Source organism: Lamprobacter modestohalophilus (assembly GCF_016583905.1).
Lineage (GTDB): Bacteria > Pseudomonadota > Gammaproteobacteria > Chromatiales > Chromatiaceae > Lamprobacter > Lamprobacter modestohalophilus.
In genome coordinates, this window is sequence record NZ_NRRY01000145.1 from 1 (window position 1) to 1,738 (window position 1,738).

2 protein-coding genes are annotated in these 1,738 nt (G+C 64.9%); one reads left to right on the forward strand and one right to left on the reverse strand.

Annotated elements, in window-relative coordinates:
• Positions 1 to 258 precede the first annotated feature (258 nt).
• Positions 259 to 876 (forward strand): class I SAM-dependent methyltransferase, encoded by a 618-nt coding sequence (locus tag CKO42_RS26405; protein WP_338035014.1) that lies wholly within the window; start codon positions 259 to 261, stop codon positions 874 to 876.
• 126 nt (positions 877 to 1,002) lie between these two features.
• On the opposite strand, the gene CKO42_RS26410 is transcribed toward CKO42_RS26405, so the two are convergent.
• A partial coding sequence (locus CKO42_RS26410) for a peroxiredoxin-like family protein (protein ID WP_200252499.1) occupies positions 1,003 to 1,738 on the reverse strand: 736 nt, incomplete at its 5' end.

A 1,738-nucleotide genomic window follows, 5' to 3' on the forward strand; every position in this document is an offset into this window, starting at 1 on the left:
CAGGATTGCAGTCTGGGGCCATCGGCCCCAGAGCCTGACGCCTGACGACGTCTCTCTCTGAATCTGCCGCCGTTTTCACCTCGTTCCCCCTTGCTCCGCCCGGAGCAATGCGTACAGGATGCCGAGCTGGCATCGCAATCAGCTCGCCGATTTCCCAATTCCCAGCCGGTACCACCTGGTTCCAGCGAGCATGATCGTCTTCAGCGACTTGCCGCAGACCTCTGCGCGCCCATCCTCCCATCAGTCCAAGGGTCTCCCGTGACCGACGCAGCCACCTTCACCGATCTGACCATCGCCCGCTATGACGCCGATGCCGAGCCGTTCTTCGCCGCGACGGTCGACGTCGACATGTCGCCGCTCTATGCGCCGTTTCTGGCCAAGCTAGCGCCGGGCGCGGCGATTCTCGACGCTGGCTGCGGCTCCGGTCGCGATGCTCGTGCGTTTCGCGAGCAGGGTTATGCCGTCACGGCCATTGAGCCGTCACCGCCGCTGGCGCGCCTGGCCGAGATGCACACAGGACTGCCGGTCGAGGTGAAGCGCTTCCAGGCGATCGACTGGTGCGAGCGCTTGGATGGCATCTGGGCCTGCGCGAGCCTGCTGCATGTTCCGCTGGCCGAGCTGCCCGCTGTGCTGCAACGTCTTGCGCGGGCGCTGCGCCCTGCGGGCGTGCTCTACGTCTCGTTCAAGTACGGTGCTGGCGAGCGCGACAGCGATGGACGTCACTTCACCGACCTAAATGAGACCGCGCTGGCCGAGCTGCTCGACAGCGTGCCCGAGCTGATGCTGATGGAACTCTGGACCACAGCTGATCGGCGCTCCTGGCGCGAGGCCGAGCAGTGGCTGAATGTGTTGCTGCATTTAACGCCACTGGGATGACAGACAATAGGGTCGCTGCCAGCCTGGCTTGTCTGCGCGTGAGGCGCCCGGAGCTGCACCTCATGCCTCGCGATCTGGCTCACAACACTCCCCATCTGCGACGGGATGGAGCGCTCGCCTCCGCCGCTAATCGCCGACCTGATCCAACGCCGCAATGATCGCGGCCGGCTCCATGCGCTTGCGATAATCGACGTCGGCAAACGCAGCGCGAATCACGCCGTCACCATCGATCACAAAGGTCGCCGGCACCGGCAACACCCGCCGATCGGGGCCGTTGTACTCGGCCAGGTCCAAGCCGAGACGTTCACGGTAGACGGCATCCAGGTCGGCAGGGACCTCGAAATAGAGGTCATAGGCTTGCATCACACGATCATCCAGGTCGCTCAGCACCTCAAACGCATAGCCGTCGTCCTCGACCTGCTCACGGGATTTGTCCGGCAATTGCGGCGTGACCGCGACGAGCTGCGCGCCGCGGGCCTCGATCTCGGGCAGGGATTGCTGCAACGCGCGTAGCTGCAGATTGCAGTAGGGACACCAGGCACCGCGGTAGAAGGTCAGCACCACCGGTCCTTCGGCGAGCAGATCGGAGAGCCGCACGCGCTCGCCGAAGGCGTTTGGCAAGTTGAAGTCGGGCGCCTGAGTGCCGACTGCCAGTCCTGGCTCTGGCATTGCAGTCGCCAGATCCTCAGCGGCCCGTTGCATGATGGCCCGATCGGCCGCATGGAGCTTGGGTCTGCCGGTCTTGGCGCGTTCCGCCTGAAAGGCGTCCAGTGCCTGTTGATAGCTGGGCAGGGGCGCCTCGGTCGCGGTCTCGGCTTGCGCGGCTGACGCCAAAAGCAGTGAGGAGGAGATTAGCGCGATC